Source organism: Alistipes finegoldii DSM 17242 (genome assembly GCF_000265365.1).
Taxonomy (GTDB): Bacteria; Bacteroidota; Bacteroidia; order Bacteroidales; family Rikenellaceae; genus Alistipes; species Alistipes finegoldii.
Map to the genome: position 1 here is coordinate 2,295,291 of NC_018011.1, position 24,213 is coordinate 2,319,503.

Consider the following 24,213-nt stretch of genomic DNA (forward strand, 5'->3'; position numbering starts at 1 on the left):
AGATGACAAAGGAAGAAAAACTGGTCGTTATTAACGCCATTGCCGAGCAGCTCCAAGCTTATCCTCACTTCTATATCGCCGACATCGCGGCGCTTGACGCAGAGCAGACCGCTGCCCTGCGCCGCAAGTGCTTCGAAAACGACGTCAAACTGGTAGTCGTGAAGAACACGCTGCTGGGCAAGGCGCTGGAGAAGGTGGAGAAGGCTGACGCTGATCTGGTAAAAGTATTGGAGGGTCCGACCTCGATTATGTTCGCCAACGTTGCGAAGGCTCCTGCGGTCCTGATCAAGGAATTCCGCAAGAAGTCCGACAAACCCGTTCTGAAAGCGGCTTTCGCCGAGGGATGCGTTTACGTGGGCGACGATCAGCTGGACGCTCTGTGTAACATCAAGTCGAAGGAGGAGCTTATCGGCGATATCATCGCACTGCTCCAGTCTCCTGCGAAGAATGTTATTTCTGCATTGCAGGCTAATGCAGGCCAAAAGATTGCGGGCATCGTGAAGACGCTCGAATCGAGAAACAACTAATCACAATCAAGAATTAAACAAAATTTAATAAGCTTACAACTATGGCAGACGTAAAGAAACTTGCTGAAGAACTGGTAAACCTCAAGGTTACCGAGGTAAACGAATTGGCTACCATCCTCAAGGAGGAGTATGGCATTGAACCGGCTGCTGCCGCTGTTGCCGTTGCAGCTCCCGCTGCTGGCGCAGGCGAGGCTGCTGCCGCCGAGAAGTCGACTTTCGACGTGATTCTGAAGACCGCCGGTCAGGCAAAACTTCAGGTTATCAAGGTCGTTAAGGACCTCGCTGGTCTTTCGCTGGGCGACGCTAAAGCTCTCGTTGACGGCGCTCCCAAGGCTGTTAAAGAGGGTGTCTCCAAGGAAGAGGCCGAGTCGATCAAGGCTCAGCTTGAGGAGGCTGGTGCTGAAGTTGAGCTTAAGTAGCATTGCTGCTTAAGTCGTTTCAGACGATTCAGGTATAGGGCTTACCGGCGTGTAAGCTCTATGCCTTTTCTTGGTCTAAAGACTGGAAGTGCCGAGCAGGAGCTGTGTCCACTCTTTGGAAGAAAGGATGCTCCCGGGGCGAAATACGCCTGCAAACGGGGGCATTGGCGGGATAATAAATACCCGGCAACGCGGGGGAGCGTAACCCACCAGAATTACACTTCAACATAATTTGGATTTTACGATGTCCACAGCAAAAACACAACAAAGAATTAGCTTTTCGACAGTCAAGAACCGGGTGCCTTATCCCGATCTGCTGGAGGTACAGCTTAAATCATTCCGGGACTTTTTCCAGATGGACACCACGGCCGAAAATCGTAAAAACGAGGGGCTGTATAAGGTGTTTCAGGAGAATTTCCCCATTACGGATACCCGGAACAATTTCGTTCTGGAGTTCATCGACTACTATATCGACCCGCCGCGCTACTCGATCGAGGAGTGTCTGGAGCGCGGGCTGACGTACAGCGTTCCCCTGAAAGCCAAACTCAAGCTTTACTGCACGGACGACGAGCACGAAGATTTCGGTGTCGTCGTTCAGGATGTGTACTTCGGTACGATTCCCTATATGACCGAACGCGGTACGTTCGTCATCAACGGTGCGGAGCGTGTCATCGTATCCCAGCTGCACCGTTCGCCGGGCGTGTTCTTCGGACAGAGCATGCACACCAACGGCACGAAGCTCTATTCGGCGCGTATCATTCCTTTCAAGGGTTCGTGGATCGAATTTGCAACGGACATCAACAACGTGATGTATGCCTACATCGACCGTAAGAAGAAGCTTCCCGTCACCACGCTGCTGCGCGCCATCGGCTACGAGGCGGACCAGCAGATTCTCGAAATCTTCGATCTGGCGGACGAAGTGAAGGTCACGAAGGCCAACCTCAAGAAGGCCGTGGGCCGCAAGCTCGCCGCACGTGTGCTTTCGACGTGGGTCGAGGACTTCGTGGACGAAGATACGGGCGAGGTGGTTTCCATCGAGCGCAACAACGTTATCGTGGACCGCGAGACGGTCCTCGAAGAGGAACATGTGGACCAGATTCTCGAAAGCGGCGCCAAGACGATCCTCCTGCATAAGGAGAGCCTGTCGGGCATCGATTTCTCGATCATATACAATACCCTGCAGAAAGACCCCTGCAACTCCGAGAAGGAGGCTGTCGTTTACATCTACCGGCAGCTGCGCGCTTCGGAGCCGCCCGATGAGGCGACGGCGCGCGATGTCATCGAGAAGCTGTTCTTCTCGGACAAGCGCTACGACTTGGGCGACGTGGGCCGCTACCGCATCAACAAGAAGCTGGATCTGGATACCGATCCGGCCATTCGCACGTTGACGCGCGAGGACATCATCGCCATTATCAAATACCTGATCCAGCTGATCAACTCCAAGGCCGACGTGGACGATATCGACCACCTGTCGAACCGCCGCGTGCGCACCGTGGGCGAACAGCTGTCGAATCAGTTCTCGGTAGGTTTCGTGCGCATGGCGCGTACGATCCGCGAGCGTATGAACGTGCGTGACAACGAGGTGTTTACGCCGGTGGATCTGATCAACGCCAAGACGTTGTCTTCGGTGATCAACTCGTTCTTCGGCACTTCGCAGCTCTCGCAGTTCATGGACCAGATCAACCCGCTGGCCGAAATTACGCACAAGCGCCGTCTGTCGGCCCTCGGCCCCGGCGGTCTGTCGCGTGACCGCGCCGGTTTCGAGGTGCGAGACGTACACTACACGCATTACGGCCGTCTCTGCCCGATCGAGTCGCCGGAAGGCCCGAACATCGGTCTGATTTCGTCGCTCTGCGTTTATGCGAAGATTTCGCCGATGGGATTCATCGAGACTCCCTACCGGAAGGTCGAGAACGGACAGATCGACATGAACAACGACGACATCCGCTACTACTCGGCCGAAGAGGAGGAGGGCAAGATCGTCGCGCAGGCGAACATGCCGATCGACGACGAAGGCCACTTCCTGCAGCCCGACCGTATCAAGGCGCGCGAAGGCGCCGACTTCCCGGTGGTTACCGCCGAGGAGGTGAATCTGATGGACGTGGCTCCGAACCAGATCGCTTCGATCGCCGCGAGCCTTATCCCGTTCCTCGAACACGATGACGCCAACCGCGCCCTGATGGGTTCGAACATGATGCGTCAGGCCGTGCCTCTGGTGACTACGGACGCTCCTATCGTCGGCACGGGCATCGAGAAGGACATGATCTCTGACAGCCGCATCCAGATTGTGGCCGAAGGCGACGGCGAAGTGACTTTCGCCGACGCGACGAAGATACAGATCAGGTACGAGCGTACGGAAGACGAGATTCTGGCGTCGTTCGAGCCGGAAGTGACCACATACGAGCTTCCGCGCTACCGCCGTACCAACCAGAATACTTCCATCACCCTGAAGCCCATCGTACTGACGGGCGACAAGGTCGTGAAGGGACAGATCCTTACCGAAGGCTATTCGACGCAGCACGGTGAGCTGGCTCTGGGCCGCAACCTGAAGGTGGCGTTCATGCCTTGGAAGGGTTACAACTTCGAGGACGCCATCGTGATTTCGGAGCGTATCCAGCGTGAGGACATCTTCACGTCGGTGCACGTTGACGAGTACATCATGGAGGTGCGCGACACCAAGCGCGGTGTCGAGGAGCTGACTTCGGACATTCCGAACGTGAGCGAGGACGCTACCAAGGACCTCGACGCGAACGGTATCATCCGTATCGGCGCCAACGTGCATCCGGGCGACATCCTGATCGGCAAGATCACCCCGAAGGGCGAAAGCGATCCTTCGCCTGAGGAGAAGCTGCTCCGCGCCATCTTCGGCGACAAGGCCGGCGACGTGAAGGACGCCTCGCTCAAGGCGCAGCCTTCGCTGCACGGCGTGGTGATCGACACGAAGCTCTACAGCCGCGCCAACAAGGAGGGCAAGAAGGGCAAGAGCGCCGAGAAGGTGCAGATCGAGAAACTCGACGAGAAGTTCGCAGCCGAGATTGCGGAGCTGACCAAACGGCTGGTGGCCAAGTTGTGGACCCTGCTTCAGGGCAAGACCACGACCGGCGTCACCGACTACTTCGGCGTGGAACTCTATCCCGCAGGCACGAAATTCTCGCAGAAGATGCTGGAGGAGATCGCCCGCAAGACCACGGACGAGAAGACCGGCGTGGTGATGGGTTATCTGAATCTCGGCACCTGCAAGTGGACGGGTGACGCCCACACCGACGCGCTGATCGAAGCTACCATTAACAATTATACCATCGAATGGAAGAAGGCCGACGCCGCCATCAAGCGTGAGAAGTACAACATCACCAACGGCGACGAGCTTCCGCAGACGGGCGTCATTCAGATGGCCAAGGTCTACATCGCCAAGAAGCGCAAGCTCAAGGTGGGCGACAAGATGGCAGGACGCCACGGCAACAAGGGTATCGTAGCCCGTATCGTGCGCGACGAGGACATGCCGTTCCTCGAAGACGGTACGATCGTCGATATCTGTCTGAACCCGCTGGGCGTGCCTTCGCGAATGAACCTCGGACAGATTTACGAGACCGTGCTCGGATGGGCGGGCCGTGAACTGGGCCTGAAGTTCGCAACGCCGATCTTCGACGGTGCGTCGCTCGACCAGATCAACGAGTACACGGCCAAGGCGGGTATTCCGCACAGCGGCCGTACGTACCTCTACGACGGCGGCACGGGCGAAATGTTCGACCAGCCGGCGACGGTGGGCGTGATCTACATGCTCAAGCTCGGCCACATGATCGATGACAAGATGCACGCCCGTTCGATCGGTCCCTACTCGCTCATCACGCAGCAGCCGCTCGGCGGTAAGGCCCAGTTCGGCGGCCAGCGTTTCGGTGAGATGGAGGTTTGGGCGCTCGAAGGCTTCGGCGCCGCCAACATCCTGCAGGAGATCCTGACCATCAAGTCCGACGACGTGATGGGCCGCGCCAAGGCTTACGAGGCGATCGTCAAGGGCGAGAACCTGCCCAAACCGGGTATTCCGGAGGCTATGAACGTGCTGCTGCACGAGCTTCGCGGTCTGGCCCTGTCGGTCAAACTCGAATAAGGTATAATTTGAGGATAAGAAAAACGAAGAACAAATATGTCAATTTCCAAAGACAATAAGACGAACAATGGTTACAGCCGCATTTCGATTGGCTTGGCCTCCCCTGAGGAGATTCTGGCCCAGTCGAGCGGCGAGGTGCTCAAGCCCGAAACCATTAACTATCGTACCTACAAGCCTGAGCGCGACGGTCTGTTCTGCGAACGCATTTTCGGTCCCGTCAAGGACTACGAATGCCATTGCGGCAAGTACAAGCGTATCCGCTACAAGGGTATCGTCTGCGACCGCTGCGGTGTGGAGGTGACCGAGAAGAAGGTGCGCCGCGAGCGTATGGGCCACATTTCGCTGGTCGTGCCCGTGGTTCACATCTGGTACTTCCGTTCGCTGCCCTCGAAGATCGGTTACCTGCTGGGTATTCCGTCGAAGAAGCTGGAGGCGATCATCTATTACGAGCGTTATGTCGTGATCAACGCCGGCGCCGCCGCCGAGCAGGGCATCGAGCGTCTGGCCACGCTTTCGGAGAAGGAGTATCTCGACGTGCTGGCCGCGCTGCCGAAGGGCAATCAGGCGCTGGATGACAGCGATCCCAACAAGTTTGTCGCGCAGATGGGCGCCGAGGCGATCTACACGCTTCTGAAGACCGTGGACCTCGATTCGATGTCCTACGCGCTGCGTCACAAGGCTTCGACCGAGACTTCGCAGCAGCGTAAGAGCGAAGCCCTCAAGTGCCTGAACGTCATCGAGTCGTTCCGCGCGTCGGAGGGTAAGAACAAGCCCGAATGGATGGTGCTGAACGTCATCCCGGTCATTCCGCCCGAACTGCGTCCGCTGGTGCCGCTGGACGGCGGCCGTTTCGCCACGTCGGACCTGAACGACCTTTACCGTCGTGTCATCATCCGCAACAACCGTCTGAAGCGGCTCATCGAGATCAAGGCTCCGGAGGTGATTCTGCGCAACGAGAAGCGCATGCTGCAGGAGGCTGTCGATTCGCTGTTCGACAACTCGCGCAAGAGCAACGCCGTGAAGAACGAGTCGAACCGTCCGCTCAAGTCGCTGTCGGATTCGCTCAAGGGCAAGCAGGGACGTTTCCGTCAGAACCTGCTGGGTAAGCGTGTCGATTATTCGGCCCGTTCGGTCATCGTCGTCGGCCCTGAGCTGAAGATGCACGAGATGGGTATTCCGAAGGACATGGCGGCCGAGCTTTACAAGCCGTTCGTGATCCGCAAGCTCATCGAGCGCGGCATCGTGAAGACGGTGAAATCCGCGAAGAAGATCATCGACCGGAAAGACCCCGTGATCTGGGGTATTCTGGAGAATGTCATAAAGGGACACCCCGTGCTGATGAACCGCGCCCCGACCCTGCACCGTCTGGGTATTCAGGCGTTCCAGCCCAAGCTGATCGAGGGCAAGGCAATGCAGCTCCACCCGCTGGCATGTACGGCGTTCAACGCCGACTTCGACGGCGACCAGATGGCCGTGCACCTGCCGCTGGGAAATGCCGCCATTCTGGAGGCCCAGCTGCTGATGCTCGGTTCGCACAACGTCCTTAACCCCGCCAACGGCGCGCCTATCACCGTGCCGTCGCAGGACATGGTCCTCGGTCTGTACTACATCACCAAACCCCGCAAGGGCGTGAAGGGCGAAGGCCGCGTATTTTACGGTCCTGAGGAGGCTATTATCGCCTACAACGAGCGTCAGGCGGACCTGCACGCCATCGTGAAGTGTCTGGTGGACGACATCGACGAGAACGGCAATCCGATTACCGAATTGAAGGAGACGACCATCGGCCGCATCCTCTTCAATCAGGTGGTGCCCAAGGAGGTCGGTTATATCAACGAAATCCTCACGAAGCGTTCGCTGCGCGACATCATCGCCGTGGTGATGAAGAAGGCCGGTGCCGACAAGGTGGCCGCTTTCCTCGACGATATCAAGCACATGGGTTACCAGATGGCCTTCCGCGGCGGTCTGTCGTTCAACCTCGACGCCGTGATTATCCCCGAAGAGAAGGAGAAACTCGTGCAGGAGGGTTACGAGCGTTCGGACTCCATCATGGAGGACTACAACATGGGTCTGATTACCAACAACGAACGTTACAACCAGATCATCGACGTCTGGACGAACATCAATACCAAACTCACGAAGGTCGTGATCGACACGCTGATCAAGGACGACGACGGTTTCAACCCGGTATACATGATGCTCGACTCCGGCGCCCGCGGTTCGAAGGAGCAGATTCGTCAGCTGAGCGGTATGCGCGGTCTTATGGCCAAGCCGCAGAAGTCGGGCGTCGAGGGCGGTCAGCAGGTCATCGAGAACCCGATCCTCTCGAACTTCAAGGAGGGACTTTCGGTGCTGGAGTACTTCATTTCGACGCACGGTGCCCGTAAGGGTCTTGCCGATACCGCGCTTAAGACCGCCGACGCAGGTTATCTGACCCGTCGTCTGGTGGACGTTGCGCAGGACGTGATTATCAACGAAGAGGACTGCGGTACGCTCCGCGGCTTGACGGCTACGGCCATCAAGCGCAACGACGACGTTGTGCAGACACTCTACGACCGTATTCTCGGCCGTACGGCACTGAACGACGTGATCCATCCGCTTACGGGCGAAGTGATCTGCAAGGCCGGCGAGGAGATTACCGAGTCGATCGCCGAAGCGATCGAGAAGTCGCCGCTGGAGTCGGTCGAGATCCGCTCGGTGCTGACCTGCGAGGCGCGCCGCGGCGTATGCGCCAAATGCTACGGCCGCAACCTTGCCACTGCCCGCATGGTGCAGAAGGGCGAAGTGGTCGGCGTGATCGCCGCCCAGTCGATCGGCGAGCCGGGTACGCAGCTTACGCTCCGTACGTTCCACGTCGGCGGTGTGGCCGGCGGTACGGCCGTCGAGACCAATGTCGTTTCGAAATACGAAGGCCGTCTGGAAATCGACGAGCTGCGCACCGTCAAGGGCAAGAACGCCATGGGCGAGGCGATCGACATCGTCATTTCGCGTCAGTCGGAGTTCCGCATCGTCGATCCCAAGACCGAAATCGTTCTCTATACGCACAACCTGCCTTACGGCGCGACGCTCTTCATGGCGGACGGCGCCGAAGTCAAGAAGGGCGACATGATCTGCGAGTGGGACCCCTACAACGCCGTTATTATTTCGGAGTACGAGGGCCGCGCCGTTTACGAAAACATCATCGAGGGCGTTACCTACCGCGATGAGCGCGACGAGCAGACCGGACTTTCGGAGAAGGTGGTCACCGAGTCGAAAGACAAGACCAAGAACCCCGTCATCAAGATCGTCAACAAGGAGGGCGAGGAGGTTAAGCAGTACAACCTGCCCGTTTCGGCCCACGTCGTGGTGAAGGACAACGCCAAGATCAAGGCCGGCGATATCCTCATCAAGATTCCGCGTGCCGTCGGCAAGTCGGGCGGTGACATCACCGGCGGTCTGCCGCGTGTTACCGAGCTGTTCGAAGCCCGCAACCCGTCGAACCCCGCCATCGTTTCGGAAATCGACGGCGAGGTGTCGTTCGGCAAGATCAAGCGCGGTAACCGTGAGATCATCATCACCTCGAAACAGGGCGATATGAAGCGTTACCTCGTGCCCCTGTCGCGTCAGATCATTGTGCAGGAGAACGACTACGTGAAGGCCGGAAGCCCGCTGTCGGACGGTGCCATCACTCCGAGCGACATCCTCAATATCCTCGGCCCGACGAAGGTGCAGGAGTACATCGTCAACGAGGTGCAGGAGGTGTACCGCATGCAGGGTGTGAAGATCAACGACAAACACTTCGAGGTCATCGTCCGCCAGATGATGAACAAGGTGCGGATCGAAGATCCGGGAGACACCCGTTTCTTCGAGGACCAGACCGTCGACAAGTGGGAGTTCATGGACGTCAACGACGAACTTTACGACAAGGTGGTCGTTACCGACGCCGGCGATTCGACGTCGCTGCAGCCCGGACAGATCGTTTCGCTGCGCAAGCTCCGCGACGAGAATTCGAGCCTCAAGCGCCGCGACATGAAGCCCGTGCAGGTGCGCGATATTATTCCCGCAACCTCGACGCAGGTGCTGCAGGGTATTACCCGCGCCGCGCTGCAGACTTCGAGCTTCATCTCGGCCGCATCGTTCCAAGAGACCACCAAGGTGCTCAACGAAGCTGCCATCCAAGCGAAGGTCGATCCGCTGGAGAACCTCAAGGAGAACGTTATCTGCGGTCATCTGATCCCCGGCGGTACGGGTCTGCGCGAGTACGACAACCTCGTGGTCGGTTCGAAAGCCGAGCTGGAATCGCTTCAGCAGGCGCAGTAAACCTACGTTATATATACGATTCGAAAGAAGCCGTTCCAGAAGGAACGGCTTCTTTTTTACCTTGTCCGGATTATTTCATTGTCTTTATCACGTCATTGTCCCGATAATTATGCGTAAATCGAAATGGTTCATAATCCCGGCGGCTTGGCTGGCTGTTTTCTTATCGGTCGGATGCGTTGGCTGCCCCAAACCGGGTGTTTCGGCGCAAGCGGAGATGACCGCTGACGGAGTTGCTGCGGATAGCTGAAAACCCTGTACGCTGCAGCGAAGCGTGCTTGGCGCTGTTCGAACTTACGGGACCGGCGAAAACCTGCCAAGCAGAGAGCTGGCAGACCGGAACTGCCGAAAAAGAGTGCGAGGAGTGGAGAGGATGCGCAGGCCGGGATGTCGGCGTTGCTGCCCTGTGATGCCGCAGGCCGGATCGTTGCGCAGAGGCTCGAATACGGGGACGATGCGGTGGGGGACGGCGAGCGGCCTGCCGAATTTTCATACGATGACGCCGGGCGGCTGACGCGGACCCATGCGAATCCCGGCCCGCAAAAACTGCGGGTTCCTGCCGGGGAGAGCCTGTCCGGGTTATTTTTTGTCGTTGTAACGCTTGGCGAGACCTCCGGTCGATGTTTCGCGGTAGAGACTCGGCAGGTTGTGGCCGGTTTCGTTCATCACCTCCACGACCTTGTCGAAACTGACCATATGCGAACCGTCGGAGAGCGTGGCGTAGGCGTTGGCGTCGAAGGCTCTGGCCGCGGCGATCGCGTTGCGTTCGATGCAGGGGACCTGCACAAGTCCGCAGACGGGGTCGCAGGTCAATCCCAGATGGTGTTCGAGTCCCATCTCCGCGGCGTATTCGATCTGCGCAGGCGTGCCGCCGAACAACTGGCAGGCCGCGGCGGCAGCCATGGCGCAGGCCACGCCGACCTCGCCCTGACAGCCGACTTCGGCGCCCGAAATCGAAGCGTTGGTCTTGGCGACGTTGCCGAAGAGTCCCGCCGTGGCCAGCGCCCGCAGGATGCGGATGCGCAGGAAGTTGCGCGAATTGGCCAGATGGTAGAGCACCGCCGGGACGACGCCGCACGAGCCGCACGTCGGGGCCGTTACGACGGTGCCGCCGGAAGCGTTCTCCTCCGAAGTCGCCAGCGCATAGGCGTAAATCTGGGCGCGGGATTTCAGCGAGTCGGTGTAGCTCTTCGATTTGACCCAGTAGGTGCTGGCTTTGCGGGCGACTTTAAGCCCTCCGGGCAGTACGCCGTCGTTGTTCAGGCCGCGCTGGATCGTCTCGCACATCACGGTCCATATCTCGTCGAGGTAATCCCAGATTCCGGGACCTTCGCAGTCGGTTACGTATTCCCAGTAAGTCTTGCCTTCGTGGCTGCACCACGCTTTGATCTCGCTGACGGTAGTCAGCGGATAGATGCTGTGCGGCGTTTCGAGACGCGACGTCTCGTTTGCCAGCGCACCTCCGCCGATGCTGTAGATGGTCCAGCTGTCCGTGACATTGCCTGCCTTCAGCCCTTCGAACAGCATGCCGTTGGGGTGGAAGGGCAGCACGACCTCCGGTTTCCAGACGATTTCGGTTGGAGCGAGAGGTTCCAGCACCGAGAGGATCGCGGTGTCGGTAAGGTGGCCTTTGCCGGTGGCAGCCAACGACCCGTACAGCGTCACGCGGTAGGCGTCCGCATCGTGACAGCGTTCGGCGAAACGTTCGGCGGCTTTCTTGGGCCCCATCGTGTGGCTGCTCGACGGGCCGTTGCCTATTTTGTACAACTCCTTGAGTGATTCCATCGTATCGTTGTTTTCGGGGCAAAGACAGTGCAGGCCGGGGGCAGAGACGAATTTATTCGAACCGTGCCGGGACGCCGCCTGTCTGAGCGGAGGTTTATCCGCCGCAAAGATAATGTAAATGTCGGAATTTTCTCTTCCCGAAAGAGATTTGAAGAGATCGGAGGCCTGCCCGGCGGGTTTATAAAACAGGAGAGAAGCCTCGGTTTCTCTCCTTGTAGTCTCACCGCGACTCGAACGCGAATCTAGGGTTTAGGAAACCCTCGTTCTATCCCTTGAACTATGAGACCCTGAAAAAAGCGGTGCACCTCCGACGAAGCGCACCGCAAAGATAATAATTTTTCCCGTTTTTAGAAACTGAAACCTACGCCGATCGAGAACGTGTGGGCGCGGGCGGTGTAATTACCCGAAAAATCGGCGATCGGGCTGGTGAGCTGGCTTTCGGGAACGCCTGCCGCCGTCAGTTTTTCGTTCACGATGCCCAGCACCGAATTGGTGTAGGGATAGGAACCCGTGCGCTCCGGATCGGCCGAATTGACATAGCCGTAGGCGATGTCGATGTTCATCCATTTGATCGGGCGGAAGGTGACGCCGGCCGTATAGGCGAGCTTGGTCATCGACGGGGTTTCGGGATTGAGGTAGTCGCTGCGCACGGGGCTTTCGTCCACGTACATACCCATGCGGGCCGTCAGCCAGTCGAGAGCGTGGTACTGGCCGCCGAAACGGAACGCCAGCGTATTGGAGTATTTCTTGTCGCTGACCGGAATGTTCAGCACGGGCGTATTGCTGTCGGGGTCGAGAATCCGGACGTCGAGCTGGTCGTAGGCGCTCCAGAGCACATATTGCAGATCGACGGCGAATTCCCACTTCGGAACGGGGCGGAAGCTGACGCCCCACGTCAGCGACGCCGGCAGGGGCAGTTCGGTCTTCACGACGGCCGACGTGAGTTTGGCGGGGTCGAGACCCAGCTGGGGCAGGAGCTGGCCGATTGCCTGAGCGATCTGGGCGTTGTCGATCATACGCAGGTCGATCGAACCCGAATCCACCTTCATTTTGAGTTTCGAACGGTAGGTGAAGCCCAGCGACCACTGTTCGTTGATGTCCCACATCATGCCGAGGTTGACGCCGACGGCCATCTTGGCTTTGCCTTCGAGGCCCAGCGACATCAGATTTTTGTCCCCGGCCATTTCGAAGAGGTTGGGCATTTGCTGCGGATTGAGCATTTGCAATGCGCCCATGAGCGCCTTGTTCTGTGCGTTGTCCGGACCGATAGGCAGCAGCGAACGCGAAAGGTCGAATTTACCCCACGTCATCATCAGACCGCCGCCGACGGAGAGGTGCTCGCAGAGTTTGAACGAGACGGTCGGCTGGACGTTGTATGCCTTGAGATTGATCGACTGCACGAGCTGTGCTCCCGGCCAGTTGTTGCCCCAGTCCATCGAGGAGCCGAACGGCGTGTTTAAGGCCAGACCGACCGACATCCAGTCGAGGGGTTTGTAGTTGAAGTAGGCGTAAAGCGGAGTGGCTATGCTGTTGTCCGAGGTGTAGTGCTGCGGTTTGGTCTTGCCCGTATAGTCGGGGAGCGACGTATAGGTAGCCTTCGAAGCGATACCCGTGATGCCGACCGAAATGTCGAACTCGGAGTCCTGAAACGAAGCGGCGGCGGGGTTGAACCAGATCGATTCGGAGTTGAGTTTCATGGCTGTACCCACATGGCCCATACCGTTCTGCTTCGAGGAGAGGTTGTTCACCTGATATCCTTCGGCGTATGCTCCGGAGGCGGCGGCAGCGGCGGCCAGAAGTAGGAAGATTTTTTTCATAACGTATTGGTTTGGTTTATACTGTCCGCACTGCGGAGTGCGAAAAATCGAGGGCAAAAGTATAAAAACTATTCCCGCCGCCCAAACTTTTTGGCCTAAATTTCCTGAAAATTGACCTGAATGGTATAGGATTGGCCGAAAGGACGGGTGGGGCGGGGGATGCGCTGCCGCATGAAAAAAGTGCGGCATGTTTCATGCCGCACCTGAGTCTTCGTTCCATGCCGGATTATTTCCGGTTGTTGTACGCTTCGAGCGCCTTGCCCAGAATGAGCAGCGAGCGTTCGAGGTCCTCTTTCTTGAGGACATAGGCGATGCGGACCTCGTTGCGGCCGCGGGTCGGGTCGGAGTAGAAGCCCGAAGCCGGGGCGAGCATGACGGTCTCTCCCTCGTATTCGAAATCCGAAAGACACCATGCGCAGAAGTCGTCGCTGTCTTCGACCGGGAGCCGCGCCACGGTGTAGAAGGCGCCCATCGGAATCGGCGAATAAACGCCCGGAATGCGGTTGAGACCGTCGATCAGGCATTTGCGGCGTTCGATATACTCTTCGTAGACTTCGGTGCTGTAGGAGCGCGGAGCGTCGATCGAAGCTTCGGCGACGATCTGGCCGATCAGCGGCGGCGAGAGCCGCGCCTGACAGAATTTCATCACCGCGTCGCGCAGTTTTTTGTTCTTGGTGATGAGCGCGCCGATGCGGATGCCGCATTCGGAGTAGCGTTTCGACACCGAGTCGATCAGCACGACGTTCTGTTCGACGCCTTCGAGGTGGCAGGCCGAAATATAGGGCGAACCGGTATAGATGAACTCGCGGTAAACCTCGTCGGAGAAGAGGAAAAGATCGTATTTCTTCACCAGATCGCGGATGCGCTCCATCTCCTTGCGGGTGTAGAGGTAGCCCGTGGGGTTGTTGGGGTTGCAGATCAGGATGCCGCGCGTGCGCTCGTTGATCAGTTTTTCGAACTCCGCGACGTCGGGCAGCGCAAAACCCTGTTCGATCGACGAGACGACCGGACGGATCACGGCGCCCGCCGAGATGGCGAAAGCCATATAGTTGGCGTAGGCCGGTTCGGGCACGATGATTTCGTCGCCGGGGTTCAGGCACGACATGAAGGCGAACAACACCGCTTCGGAACCTCCCGTGGTGACGATGATCTCTTCGGGCGAAAGTTTGATCTGGTATTGTTGGTAGTAGCCCGCCAGCTTTTCGCGGAGCGACCGGTAACCGTCGCTGGGGCTGTATTCGAGTACGTTGCGGTCGATCTTCTTCAACGCTGCGAGTCCCGTCTGGGGCGACGGCAGATCGGGCTGGCCGATGTTGAGGTGGTAGATTCTGATTCCCCGCGACCGGGCGGCTTCCGCCAGCGGAACGAGTTTGCGTATCGGAGATGCCGGCATCAGCTCGGCGCGTTGTGAGATTTCGGGCATGCGTAAAAAGGTTTTGAATGGCGCAGCAGACTATTCAAGCTCGATCGTCGGACGGAATTTGACGGCCTTGCGGGGCGGGATCTTCACGGCCGCACCCGTGCGGGGATTGCGGCCTACGCGCGCGGCTTTCTGCTGCACGCTGAACGTTCCGAGACCCGTGAGGGTAAGACGCTCCCCTTCGCGGAGCGACTGTACGGTCACCCGGATAATGGCATCGACGGCTTTGCGCGCGTCGATTTTCGAAATGTTCGCATCGAGAGCGATAGCCTCGACCAACTGCGCTTTGTTCATATTATTTGCGTGTGAAAAGTTGCGTCTCTTCCTAACCTATTGGCAAAGATATGCAATTTTCCTAAAAGTCAAAAATTATAGTGCGGAATTGGAACTTTGCCGCCCTCCGTCGGGAATAAACGGGATAAAGATTTGGCAGAATGGAAAATCCGTGCTACTTTTGTCTCCGGAAAGATGGCAGAGTGGTCGATTGCGGCGGTCTTGAAAACCGTTGAGCTGCGAGGCTCCGGGGGTTCGAATCCCTCTCTTTCCGCCAAGGAAGAGTGCAACATTTAGGTTGCACTCTTTTTTATATGTTTCAATTCGGAAGGGAGGGGATGAACAAGCCCCGGATTCCGGGGCTTGTTCTATTGCGCTTATTTGCGTTTCTTGCCTTTGGCGGCGATTCGCTGGGCTGCCGTGACGGTCCGTTTGGGTGTCTTGCGGACGCTTTTGGTGCCCTTGCCTTTGCCGTTCTCGTCGCGGCCCCATGCCGTGCCGTCGTCGAATTTCATGAAGGCCGACCAGTCGAAGCCTTCGTTCGACATTTTGCTGAAATCGGGGATTTCCGGACGGGGTTCGGTTTGGATCTTGGTTTTGAGCTTGCGGCGCGGCGCGGCGGATTCGTCGCCGGCGGCCGGGGCGGTTTGTGCCGGGGCGGCCGGTTTCTCCCTGCGGACGGATTTTTTCGGGGCCGGGGCGTATTCCTCTCCGCCGGCGTCGGCCGTTTTCGCGCGCCGGGGTTTGCGGGCTGCGGCTTCCTCGCCGTCGCGGGCGATTTCGGCTATCGGCCGGCGGCCCCGGTTCAGGCGGTTGAGCTTGCGGACGATCTCTTCGGCATCGTGGAACGGCACGCTCACGAACGAGAAGTTGTCCGAGATCTGGACGTCGTTGATGTATTTGTCGCGCAGGCCGCACTTGAACTTGAGCATATCGACCAGCTTGCGCGCCGTGTAGCCGTCGCGTCTGCCCACGGCGAGGAACAGCCGCGCCGTGCCTTTGCGGTCCACCGAGAACGAACGGATTTCGGGGTAGTTGCTCTGGTCGAGTTCGCTGCGGAACGCCAGACGCAATAGGGCGCCCAGCGCCACGTCGGGCGTGTATTCGGCCAGCAGTTCTTCGGCGAACTCCCGGTATCCGTCGTAACTTTCGTTTTCGACGATCTCCTGCATCTCATCCTTGATCTTCAGCCGTTTCATCTCGACGATGTCCTGCGGCGAGGGGAGGGTTTCGCGCTTGATCTCGACCTTGATGTCGCGCATCAGGTTGTTCAGTCCCCGGAATTCGGAGGGCGAGACGAAGGTGATGGCTGTGCCCTGCTTGCCGGCGCGGCCCGTGCGGCCGATGCGGTGCACGTAGCTCTCGGAGTCCTGCGGCAGCGAGTAGTTGATGACGTGGGTCAGATTGCCCACGTCGATGCCGCGCGCCGCCACGTCGGTGGCGACGAGGATATTGACCGAGCGGTCGCGGAACTTGCGGAGTATCTTTTCGCGCTGGGCCTGCGAGACGTCGCCGTGCAGCACCTCGGCGGCATAGCCGCGGGCGGCGAGCCGCGATGCGGTTTCGTCGGCCCCGATCTTGGTGCGGGCGAAGATGATGCCGTAGAATTCGGGCTCGACGTCGATGATGCGGGTCAGGGCGTCGAACTTGTCGGCTTCTCGCACCTCGAAGTAGATCTGCTCGGTGAGGTCGGTCGTGAGCTGCTTGTTCTCGACGCGCACGATCTCCGTGTCGCGCATGTAGGTTTTCGAGAGCCGGATGATGCGTTCGGGCATCGTCGCCGAGAAGAGCAGCACGCGCCGCTCCTCGCTGGTGTGGCTCATGATCTCCTCGACGTCCTCCACGAAGCCCATGTTGAGCATTTCGTCGGCTTCGTCCAATACGAGGTAACGGACGTTTTCGAGTTTCAGCGTGCCGCGGCGGATGTGGTCCAGCACGCGGCCCGGCGTGCCGACGACGATATCGACGCCTTTGGCGAGCCGGCGCAGCTGTTCGCTCATCGCGGCGCCGCCGTAGATGGCGGTGATCGAGAGCCGTTTTTCGCGGTTGTAGGAGAGCAGCTCCTCGGCGGCCTGCAGCGCCAGTTCGCGCGTCGGCACGAGGATAATGGCCTGAACCGGTCCGCGGGCGGGTTCGAGCGACTGGAGTATCGGCAGGCCGTAGGCCGCGGTTTTACCCGTACCGGTCTGCGACTGGGCTATGATGTCGTTGGTTTTGGTAAGCAGGTGGGGGATTGTGAGCTTCTGGATTGCGGTGGGCGTCTCGAATCCCTTGGCGCGGACTGCGGTGAGCATCTGCTCGGAAAGCCCCAGTGCGCTGAAATCGTCTGTAATGGTCATGTGCATATTTTAATCGGGGGCAAAGGTACGATAAATAAAGCAGATAGATACTGCGGCGCGCGAAAAAAGATGAAAGTCCGGCGGCGGGCGTTTGCCGGGATGCAGCCGATTTATACCCGATCCGGGCGGTCGGCGCGGTCGATTGAAATATTTTTGTTATATTTGCCCGAATTTTTAATCTAAATAGGATGGCATACAATTTATTGAAAGGCAAGAAGGGCCTTATTTTCGGAGCACTCAACGAGCAGTCGATCGCATGGAAAGTGGCGGAACGCGCCGTTGAAGAGGGTGCCGAAATCGTCCTCACGAATACTGCCGTATCTATTCGCATGGGTACAATCGGCCGGCTGGCTGAAAAATGCAATACGATCGTCGTTCCGGCCGACGCCACGAGCGTCGAGGATCTGGAGAATCTGATCGACAAGACGATGGAACATTTCGGGGGCAAGTTCGACTTCATGCTCCACTCGATCGGCATGTCGCCCAACGTCCGCAAGGGCCGCACGTACGACGATCTGGATTACGATTATCTCTCGAAGACGCTCGATATTTCGGCCATTTCGTTCCACAAGGCGATTCAGGTGGCACGCCGCAAGGACGCCATCAACGACTGGGGTTCGATCGTGGCGCTGAGCTATATCGCCGCGCAGCGTACGCTTTACGGCTACAACGACATGGCGGACGCCAAGGCGCTGCTGGAGTCGATCGCACGCAGTTTCGGCTATATCTACGGTCGTGAGAAGCACGTGCGCATCAACACCGTATCGCAGTCGCCGACCCCGACGACCGCCGGAAGCGGCGTGCTGGGACTGGGCGACCTGATGGAGTTCGCCGAGAACATGTCGCCGCTGGGCAACGCTTCGGCGGAGGACTGCGCCGACTATGTGCTGACGCTCTTCTCGGACCTTACGCGCAAGGTGACGATGCAGAACCTCTACCACGACGGCGGTTTCTCGTCGATGGGTATGAGCCGCCGCGCCATGAAGACCTACGAGAAGGGACTTCGTTTCGACGACGTGCACCAGAATCAGTATCCGTTCGGCGATGGCGAAAAATAGCCGGCGGAAAAGGTCGGAATAAAAAAAGGGGGAAAGTCTCAGACTTTCCCCCTCTTTCGTGTCAATACATATGGTCGTTCCCGCGTATCTCTTCGCGGGTGATCGGCTTGCGGTTCATGGCCCGCCATGCGTACCAGATATAGGCTGCGACGAACGGGATCATCAGCGAGACGACGCTCATCACTTTGAGCGTGAATTCGCTCGACGACGAGTTGTAAATCGTCAGCGACGACTGCATCTCCGCCAGCGACGGGTAGTAGGCCGTGTTGTTCCATCCGGCGCACAGCAGCAGGGCCAGTACCGTCAGCACGGTGCCCGCGCCGCCGAACCAGACGGCATTGCGTTTTCCGCGCCAGCCCGAATAGATGCTCCACAGCACCGATACCACGCCGATCAGCAGCGCTGCGGCCACATAGGGCATTTCGAGCATGTTGTGCAGGTATTTGTAAGGCTCGGCCGAAATGCGGCCTGCGGCATCGACCGCCAAACCGTCGGAAAAGAGCAGCCAGACGAAGAATGTCAGGAAGAAGACGAGGAACGGGGCGGCGAGGGTCAGCATGCGCCTGCGGGCGCGGGCGAAGAGCGTCTCGTCGGCGATGTTGTTCATGAAGTACTGGCAGGCCAGCATCCCGGCGAGGAACATCACGGCCAGCCCCAGCGCCACGTTGCGCATGTCTCCGAGCGCTTCGAGACCGTGCCACGGCGTGGTCCACTGCGAGATGACCGTTGCGCTGCCGCTGCCTGCGCCGTTGGCCAAGTTGAGGCGGTCCACCGTGAAGTTTGCACCCGTGAAGAGCGTCCCGACGGCTGTGCCCAGCAGCAGGGGACCTGCGATGCCGTTGATCGTCAGGAAGACATCGAACGTCTTTTCGCCGAAAACGTTGCCTGCCTTGCGGCGGAACTGGTAGGCGACGGGCTGTATGACGAAACTCAGCAGAATGGTCATCCACACATAGTAGGCGCCGCCGAACGAGGTGGAGTAGAAGAGCGGGAACGAGGCGAAGAACGCGCCGCCGAACGTCACGAGCGTCGTGAAGGTGAACTCCCATTTGCGGCCCAGCGAATTGACCAGCATGTTGCGTTCCTCCTCGGTCCTGCCGAGGCAGTAAAGCAGTCCCTGTCCGCCCTGCACGAAGAGCAGGAAGACCAGCAGCGCTCCCAGCAGGGAGATGATCAGCCACCAATAATGTTGCAAGAGTGTTATAGTTTCCATAGTAGTTTATTCTTTTTCTTGTTCGGGACCGATTTTAATCTGACGGAACAGAATGCTCAGTTCGGCGATCAGCAGCGCCGTGAAGAGCGCGAGGAAGATGAAGAAGGTCGCCGTGACCGACGTGCTGCCGATCTTCGACGCGGCGATGCCCACGGGCATCAGGTCCTGAATGGCCCACGGCTGCCGGCCGACTTCGGCCAGCACCCAGCCCGCCTGCGACGCGAGGTAGGCCAGCGGTACGGACCATACGGCGATCCATAGCAGCCAGCGTTTGTCCGCCAGCCGGTCCTTGCGGTTTAACCACCAGACGAGTCCCAGCAGCAGGATGAAGAAGCATCCGGCGCCCACCATCACGCGGAACGAGTAGAACAGCAGCGGCACGTCGGGAACGATGTCCTGCGGTGCGTCGAGGTAGCCGTAACCGAAGTAGGCGAAGTATTCGCGCAGGAACTCCTCGCCTTGGGGCGTTGCGGGATCGAATTTGGCGGTGACTTCGTCGATCGTGGCTTGGTCGCCCTCGTCGAGCGCCTTGCGGTAGCGGGCCAGCTCGCCGACGGCCACGCGGCCGCGTTCGATTTTCTCGCCCGCCGACATGACGCCGTACCGCTCGTTGCCGTTCACCAGATCGTTGATGCCCGCCACATAGGCGTCCGCATCGCGGAAACTCATGATGGAGAGCAGTTTCGGAATGTCGATTTTGAAGTAGAACGCGTCTTCGTTCGACGTGCGCTCGGCTTCGGGCTTGACGATGCCGATCGCTGTCAGGGGGGCGCCTTGCGAACCGTCGTAGAGGGCCTCCATGGCCGCGAGTTTCATCGGCTGCACGCGGGCGATGACTGCGCCGGACCGGTCGCCGGTCGTGGCCGTGACCAGCGCGAAGATGAAGCCGAAGGCCGAAGCGATGGCGATGCTCTTGCGGGCCATCTTCTGCTCGCGCCGCCTGAGCAGGTACCATGCGCTGACGCCCACGACGAACAGCGACGCCAGCACGAACGACGAGGTGACGGTGTGGAAGAACTTGTTCATCGCCACGGGCGAAAAGAGCACGTCCCAGAACGAGGTCATCTCGTTGCGCACCGTTTCGAGGTTGAACGTACAGCCTACGGGATACTGCATCCATGCGTTGGCGACCAGAATCCACAGGGCCGAGAGGTTGGCCCCGATGGCCGTGAGCCATGTCGCCGTGAGGTGGAAGCCCTTCGAGACCTTGTTCCATCCGAAGAATATGATGGCGATGAAGGTGCTCTCCATGAAGAAGGCCATGATGCCCTCGACAGCCAGCGGGGCGCCGAAGATGTCGCCCACGAAATGCGAGTAGTTGGACCAGTTGGTGCCGAATTCGAATTCGAGGATGATGCCCGTCGCCACGCCGATGGCGAAGTTGATGCCGAACAGGCGCATCCAGAATTTGGTGGTCCGTTTCCAGAATTCGTCGCCCGTGCGGACGTAGAGGGTCTCCATGATGGCGAGGATGAAGCCCAGTCCCAGCGTGAGCGGCACGAAAAGCCAGTGGTAGATGGCCGTCATGGCGAACTGCGCACGCGACCAATCGACTGTTTGCAAGTAATCGGATAGCATAGATACGGAGTTATTTTTCGGGGGTTAGTTCCTTCATCACCGAGCGGCTGCGCTCTTCGGGGCTTTGGCCGGCCAGAAAATCGGGAAAGAAAAAGAGTTTGAGAATGGCGAACATGATGAACAGCTTGACCAGAATGATGGCCCAGAGCGTCTTGCCTACAGTCATGCTGCGGAAGCCGTCCACATAGAACCGGAACACTTTTTTGAGAGTCTGAACTGCCATTGTGTCTGCATATTTAATCAAAAATAGATAAAAAATCGGAAATAAAAAAGAATGCCGCTCCGAAAAGCCGCACCCGTATATTATCCGGCCGGAAATGCTTATCGCCGGTCATGCCGCAGGCGCTCTTTCGCCCGTCTGCGGGGAGTGTCGTATTTGCTGGGCGCCCGAATTGATTCTGGAAAACGATAAATATTTTCTATATCTTCGGTTGAAAGAAAATTTATTTACTAAGCATTTTGGGGTGATGTTTTGGGTTAATTGTCAGATATTTAATATGTTTGTGTGATTGTGTTCTATAAAAATATTTTATTTATGTTTATTTTAAAGTAAAAAATATTATTATAAAAGTTTTGTGTAATAATTTTAATTATTACATTTGTTGGCGAACATACAATAAATCTGTTCAGAATATATATAAGGTATCCGAACCGAACCAAAACCCAATGCTGACTGAAATATGAAACTAAAATTTCTTGGCTTCGCCCTGCTTGCTGTCTGTGTCTGCGCCGTGTGCTGTATGTGCGGCAGCGATTCGAAAACGCCCGACTATGAATTTCCCGACGGACCCGATCCCGACCCGCAGCCGGGCGATTATCCTGCCGGCCTGACCGTAACCGAGTTTACGGACGATCTGGGCGGAGGAAAACAATGTCTCGGATTCGTGGCCGTGGCCGACCTGAAAGCCAATCCCAAACTGCGCTTCAACGCCGTGCATCTGCCGCAGCAGAAAACTCCGTCGCGCATTCATGCCGAATTCGCTTCGGCCAACCGGGGAACGGCTTGTGTGACGATCAATGCCGGGTATTGGTGGGCCGGGAACTCGCTGAGCCTGCTTGTTACCGGCGGTACCGTCAAGTCGATCGAGAATCAGACGGTGACACGTAACAATCAGACGGTTTATCCCGTGCGTTCTTCGTTCGGGCAGATGGCGTCCGGAGGGTTCGAGACGCACTGGATTTACTGCGTTCTCGACGACGGCAACAAGCCTTATGCCTTTCCGTCCGCACTCGACAACGACGAACGTACGAATACGTATATGTCCGCGCCGCCGACTTCGAAGACGCCCGGCGCCGTGCTCTGGACGCCGCAGGAAGCCGTCGGAGGCGGTCCGATGCTGGTCAAGGAGGGGAAGAACGTCGCCGTGGAGAATTATTGGAAAGAGGTGTTCGACGGCGGCGGCATCGCCGGGACTTCGCGTCAGCCGCGTACGGCGGTCGGCGCCACGGCCGACGGAAAACTGATCCTGCTGGTGTGCGACGGACGCAATATGCGGGGCAGCGCCGGGTTTACGCTGGCCGAACTGGCCGACAAACTGATCGAGCTGGGTGCCGTCGATGCGGTCAATCTCGACGGCGGCGGATCTTCGACCATGGTCGGCAGCGACGGCAAGGTGCTCAACCGTCCCAGCGACACGGGCAGCGCCGAGGTGATCGTCGAGCGCAAGATTTCGACGGCGGTCGTCATCTCCGAAGTGAACTAATCCATAAAGAATCATATGAAGAAACTTCTCCTTATCTGTCTCGCGGCCTTTGCAGCCGCCTCCTGCACGCAGGAAAAACAGCAGTCGAAACCGCTTTACATGTGGTTCGACTGCGAAGGCAATTACGCTACGCTGAGTCATCCCGATTCGATCCGTTATTACGTGTCCAAAATCCACGACATGGGCTTTACCGATGTGGTGGTAGACGTGAAGTCGATCATGGGCGAAACGCTCTACAAGAGCGATATTGCGCCTTACATGGGCGAATGGGACGGCGTGACCCGTCCTGAGAACTACGATCTGCTGGGCTATTTCATCGAGGAGGGACACAAGCTGGGCATGCGCGTGCACGGTTCGCTCAACGTGTTCGCCGGCGGTCACAACTTCTTCGACCGGGGAATCATCTACGGCGATCATGCCGACTGGCAGTCGCAGGTCTACACCGAAGGGAAGATCGTGCCGATCAGCGAAATAAAGAGCAACTACAACGGCATGCTCAACCCGGCTAATCCCGAAGTGCAGGAGTACGAGCTGGCGATTCTGAGGGAGTTCGCCGAGAAGTATCCCGATGTGGACGGCATCGTCTTCGACCGGGTGCGTTTCGACAATATCACCTCCGATTTCAGTCCGCTGTCGAAGGAGCTTTTCGAAGCCTATGCCGGAACGAAAGTCGCCGATTATCCCGATGACATTCTCCGCTGGACGCAGGATGCCGACGGCAAGTGGGACTGGTCGCAGGGCCCGCTGTTCCGCAAGTGGATCGAATGGCGCGCATCGGTTATCAAGGACTTCGTGACCGAAGCCCACAGGCAGCTCAAGGAGATCAATCCCCGGCTGCTGATCGGGGACTATACGGGCGCATGGTACCCGACCTATTATTACGTGGGCGTCAACTGGGCCAGCGAACAGTTCGATCCCGCCCGCTATTTCGATTGGGCGACGCCCGAATACAGGAATACGGGTTATGCCGACCTGCTCGACATCTATATGACCGGGCTTTACTATACGCTGGTTACCAAAGCCGAAGTCGACAAGGCAAACGGAGTCGTCGGGCAGCGTACCGAAGCGGGAATGTCCGACGAGCAGAATTACTGGTACTGCATCGAGGGCGGCGCCGAATGGGCGAAGAAAATCACCTGCGGCGTGGTTCCCGTGACGGGTTCGATCTATGTCGAGCAGTACGAGGGCGATGCCGCGCAATTCACCCGCGCCGTGGCGCAGGCGCTCCGCGACACCGACGGACTGATGATCTTCGATATCGTCCATATCATCAACCGCGGCTGGTGGTCGGAGCTGGCGGCCGGAATCGCCGAAGGGAGCAACTGATCTGCAACCAATATAAAACACTAAAAACTTAACCTTAAATGTAATTCTATGAAAGAGTTCTTCTCTAGATTCAGAGATTCTCTGGCGGCGAGGACGTGTCTGTGGACATTGTTCCTGCTGTTGGCGGGGGCCGGGACGGCCTTTGCGCAGCCTACCGTCGGGGGTACGGTTACCGATGAACAGGGCAATCCGCTCGTCGGTGTGACCGTGGTGGTCGTGGACTCGAACAAGGGTACGACGACCGACATAAACGGACAGTATTCCATTGCGGTTCCCAAAGGCGGTATACTGGAATTTACGTATATCGGAATGTTCTCACAGAGAATAACTTGTGGGGGGGGGGATTTCCAACCTTGA

At 58.1% G+C, this 24,213-nt stretch carries 15 protein-coding genes, 2 tRNA genes and 1 pseudogene; 9 read left to right on the forward strand and 9 right to left on the reverse strand.

Features of this window, described 5'->3' with window-relative positions; all coding sequences use genetic code 11:
* Nucleotides 1–2: 2 nt before the first annotated feature.
* The 4 genes from rplJ to rpoC all read left to right on the forward strand — a co-directional run bounded on the left by rplJ (nucleotide 3) and on the right by rpoC (nucleotide 9,347).
* Nucleotides 3–527, forward strand: coding sequence for a 50S ribosomal protein L10 (gene rplJ, locus ALFI_RS10005; RefSeq protein ID WP_009596430.1), 525 nt, complete (start codon nucleotides 3–5; stop codon nucleotides 525–527).
* A gap of 41 nt (nucleotides 528–568) precedes the next feature.
* Nucleotides 569–946, forward strand: a complete 378-nt coding sequence (gene rplL, locus ALFI_RS10010) for a 50S ribosomal protein L7/L12 (RefSeq protein WP_009596324.1) — start codon at nucleotides 569–571, stop codon at nucleotides 944–946.
* 244 nt (nucleotides 947–1,190) lie between these two features.
* A complete protein-coding gene (gene rpoB, locus ALFI_RS10015; protein WP_009596390.1) occupies nucleotides 1,191–5,051 on the forward strand; it encodes a DNA-directed RNA polymerase subunit beta in 3,861 nt (1,286 codons plus the stop codon).
* A 36-nt stretch (nucleotides 5,052–5,087) separates the two neighbouring features.
* Nucleotides 5,088–9,347 carry a DNA-directed RNA polymerase subunit beta' gene (rpoC, locus tag ALFI_RS10020; RefSeq protein ID WP_009596320.1) on the forward strand — a complete coding sequence of 1,420 codons (4,260 nt, stop codon included), beginning with the start codon at nucleotides 5,088–5,090 and terminating at the stop codon, nucleotides 9,345–9,347.
* Nucleotides 9,348–9,923: 576 nt separating this feature from the next.
* Here the strand turns inward: rpoC and ALFI_RS10025 are convergent.
* From ALFI_RS10025 to ALFI_RS10040, 5 genes and pseudogenes are all read right to left on the reverse strand, one after another.
* Nucleotides 9,924–11,129: an L-serine ammonia-lyase, iron-sulfur-dependent, subunit alpha gene (locus ALFI_RS10025; protein ID WP_014775719.1), complete on the reverse strand. Its 1,206-nt coding sequence runs from the start codon at nucleotides 11,127–11,129 to the stop codon at nucleotides 9,924–9,926.
* A gap of 215 nt (nucleotides 11,130–11,344) precedes the next feature.
* Nucleotides 11,345–11,416, reverse strand: a tRNA-Arg gene (locus ALFI_RS16935).
* A gap of 60 nt (nucleotides 11,417–11,476) precedes the next feature.
* The gene (locus ALFI_RS10030; protein ID WP_014775720.1) at nucleotides 11,477–12,946 is read right to left on the reverse strand and encodes an OmpP1/FadL family transporter; all 1,470 of its coding nucleotides are present in this window, start codon (nucleotides 12,944–12,946) and stop codon (nucleotides 11,477–11,479) included.
* Nucleotides 12,947–13,172: 226 nt separating this feature from the next.
* Nucleotides 13,173–14,369, reverse strand: coding sequence for a pyridoxal phosphate-dependent aminotransferase (locus ALFI_RS10035; protein ID WP_014775721.1), 1,197 nt, complete (start codon nucleotides 14,367–14,369; stop codon nucleotides 13,173–13,175).
* Nucleotides 14,370–14,399: 30 nt separating this feature from the next.
* Nucleotides 14,400–14,663, reverse strand: a pseudogene (locus ALFI_RS10040) (HU family DNA-binding protein); the annotation flags it as partial.
* Nucleotides 14,664–14,828: 165 nt separating this feature from the next.
* Between ALFI_RS10040 and ALFI_RS10045 the strand changes: the two are divergent.
* Nucleotides 14,829–14,916, forward strand: a tRNA-Ser gene (locus ALFI_RS10045).
* A 100-nt stretch (nucleotides 14,917–15,016) separates the two neighbouring features.
* On the opposite strand, the gene ALFI_RS10050 is transcribed toward ALFI_RS10045, so the two are convergent.
* The gene (locus ALFI_RS10050) at nucleotides 15,017–16,978 is read right to left on the reverse strand and encodes a DEAD/DEAH box helicase (protein WP_014775723.1); all 1,962 of its coding nucleotides are present in this window, start codon (nucleotides 16,976–16,978) and stop codon (nucleotides 15,017–15,019) included.
* A gap of 188 nt (nucleotides 16,979–17,166) precedes the next feature.
* On the opposite strand from ALFI_RS10050, the gene ALFI_RS10055 reads away from it, so the two are divergent.
* Nucleotides 17,167–18,036 carry an enoyl-ACP reductase FabI gene (locus ALFI_RS10055; protein ID WP_009596461.1) on the forward strand — a complete coding sequence of 290 codons (870 nt, stop codon included), beginning with the start codon at nucleotides 17,167–17,169 and terminating at the stop codon, nucleotides 18,034–18,036.
* 61 nt (nucleotides 18,037–18,097) lie between these two features.
* Here the strand turns inward: ALFI_RS10055 and ALFI_RS10060 are convergent, their stop codons facing one another.
* The 3 genes from ALFI_RS10060 to ALFI_RS10070 are packed head-to-tail and all read right to left on the reverse strand — an operon-like array spanning nucleotide 18,098 to nucleotide 21,050.
* Nucleotides 18,098–19,249 carry a cytochrome d ubiquinol oxidase subunit II gene (locus tag ALFI_RS10060; protein WP_014775724.1) on the reverse strand — a complete coding sequence of 384 codons (1,152 nt, stop codon included), beginning with the start codon at nucleotides 19,247–19,249 and terminating at the stop codon, nucleotides 18,098–18,100.
* A gap of 6 nt (nucleotides 19,250–19,255) precedes the next feature.
* Nucleotides 19,256–20,827 (reverse strand): cytochrome ubiquinol oxidase subunit I, encoded by a 1,572-nt coding sequence (locus tag ALFI_RS10065; protein ID WP_014775725.1) that lies wholly within the window; start codon nucleotides 20,825–20,827, stop codon nucleotides 19,256–19,258.
* Nucleotides 20,828–20,837: 10 nt separating this feature from the next.
* Nucleotides 20,838–21,050 (reverse strand): DUF4492 domain-containing protein, encoded by a 213-nt coding sequence (locus tag ALFI_RS10070; protein WP_009596367.1) that lies wholly within the window; start codon nucleotides 21,048–21,050, stop codon nucleotides 20,838–20,840.
* Between the two features lie 457 nt (nucleotides 21,051–21,507).
* On the opposite strand from ALFI_RS10070, the gene ALFI_RS10080 reads away from it, so the two are divergent.
* The 3 genes from ALFI_RS10080 to ALFI_RS17460 are packed head-to-tail and all read left to right on the forward strand — an operon-like array spanning nucleotide 21,508 to nucleotide 24,213.
* Nucleotides 21,508–22,530: a phosphodiester glycosidase family protein gene (locus ALFI_RS10080; RefSeq protein ID WP_014775726.1), complete on the forward strand. Its 1,023-nt coding sequence runs from the start codon at nucleotides 21,508–21,510 to the stop codon at nucleotides 22,528–22,530.
* 15 nt (nucleotides 22,531–22,545) lie between these two features.
* Entirely contained in the window at nucleotides 22,546–23,856 is a 1,311-nt protein-coding gene (locus tag ALFI_RS10085; protein ID WP_014775727.1) for an alpha amylase family protein, read from the forward strand.
* A 48-nt stretch (nucleotides 23,857–23,904) separates the two neighbouring features.
* Nucleotides 23,905–24,213 carry a carboxypeptidase-like regulatory domain-containing protein gene (locus ALFI_RS17460; RefSeq protein ID WP_244264961.1) on the forward strand — a complete coding sequence of 103 codons (309 nt, stop codon included), beginning with the start codon at nucleotides 23,905–23,907 and terminating at the stop codon, nucleotides 24,211–24,213.

What these genes read in the sequence shown, in the direction of transcription:
- ALFI_RS10030 (WP_014775720.1), bottom strand. Translation starts at nt 12,946, where the DNA reads ATGAAAAAAATCTTCCTACTTCTGGCCGCCGCTGCCGCCGCCTCCGGA.
- ALFI_RS10060 (WP_014775724.1), bottom strand. Translation starts at nt 19,249, where the DNA reads ATGGAAACTATAACACTCTTGCAACATTATTGGTGGCTGATCATCTCC.
- ALFI_RS10085 (WP_014775727.1), top strand. Translation starts at nt 22,546, where the DNA reads ATGAAGAAACTTCTCCTTATCTGTCTCGCGGCCTTTGCAGCCGCCTCC.
- rplJ (WP_009596430.1), top strand. Translation starts at nt 3, where the DNA reads ATGACAAAGGAAGAAAAACTGGTCGTTATTAACGCCATTGCCGAGCAG.
- ALFI_RS10070 (WP_009596367.1), bottom strand. Translation starts at nt 21,050, where the DNA reads ATGGCAGTTCAGACTCTCAAAAAAGTGTTCCGGTTCTATGTGGACGGC.
- ALFI_RS10025 (WP_014775719.1), bottom strand. Translation starts at nt 11,129, where the DNA reads ATGGAATCACTCAAGGAGTTGTACAAAATAGGCAACGGCCCGTCGAGC.
- ALFI_RS17460 (WP_244264961.1), top strand. Translation starts at nt 23,905, where the DNA reads ATGAAAGAGTTCTTCTCTAGATTCAGAGATTCTCTGGCGGCGAGGACG.
- ALFI_RS10080 (WP_014775726.1), top strand. Translation starts at nt 21,508, where the DNA reads ATGAAACTAAAATTTCTTGGCTTCGCCCTGCTTGCTGTCTGTGTCTGC.
- rplL (WP_009596324.1), top strand. Translation starts at nt 569, where the DNA reads ATGGCAGACGTAAAGAAACTTGCTGAAGAACTGGTAAACCTCAAGGTT.
- rpoB (WP_009596390.1), top strand. Translation starts at nt 1,191, where the DNA reads ATGTCCACAGCAAAAACACAACAAAGAATTAGCTTTTCGACAGTCAAG.
- ALFI_RS10050 (WP_014775723.1), bottom strand. Translation starts at nt 16,978, where the DNA reads ATGACCATTACAGACGATTTCAGCGCACTGGGGCTTTCCGAGCAGATG.
- ALFI_RS10065 (WP_014775725.1), bottom strand. Translation starts at nt 20,827, where the DNA reads ATGCTATCCGATTACTTGCAAACAGTCGATTGGTCGCGTGCGCAGTTC.
- rpoC (WP_009596320.1), top strand. Translation starts at nt 5,088, where the DNA reads ATGTCAATTTCCAAAGACAATAAGACGAACAATGGTTACAGCCGCATT.
- ALFI_RS10035 (WP_014775721.1), bottom strand. Translation starts at nt 14,369, where the DNA reads ATGCCCGAAATCTCACAACGCGCCGAGCTGATGCCGGCATCTCCGATA.
- ALFI_RS10055 (WP_009596461.1), top strand. Translation starts at nt 17,167, where the DNA reads ATGGCATACAATTTATTGAAAGGCAAGAAGGGCCTTATTTTCGGAGCA.